At 64.9% G+C, this 376-nt stretch carries 1 protein-coding gene; it reads left to right on the top strand.

Annotated features, from left to right (window positions below; translation table 11 throughout):
* The coding region (locus SB847_RS20600) for a hypothetical protein (RefSeq protein ID WP_486304279.1) at positions 1 to 376 on the top strand (376 nt) is incomplete at both ends.

Here is a 376-nt window from a genome sequence, read left to right as displayed (position 1 = left end):
ATGCCACCAACGCTTTCTTCGATCGTTTGGTGAAGGTGCCCGGATACCAAACCATGGATATCACCCAGGCCGCACAAGCCGTCCAACGCTCCGCGTTTCCCCAGGCCTACTCACAGCACGAGGACATGGCCCGGGCATTTGCCTCCGCCCTGACCGGCCACTCGGAATCCGCACTGAACTGCGTGCTTCGTATGCCGGACGCAGCTGGTGACCCAAGCGCCGTCGTCGAAGGCATCACGACGGCGTTCGGCACCCAGCAGGCGACAGTCCAGGGCCGCTCGGTCCACCTCGGGATCTCCGGCGCCCAAGGGTGGGCGGTGGCCCAGTGGGCCGTGGCCAACGCGAAGAACCTGTCGATCACCCAAGTGGATGTCGC

Source organism: Bacillus sp. SIMBA_026 (assembly GCF_046535335.1).
Classification (GTDB): Bacteria; Bacillota; Bacilli; order Bacillales; family Bacillaceae; genus Bacillus; species Bacillus velezensis.
This window is presented reverse-complemented; position numbering and strand designations above follow the sequence as displayed.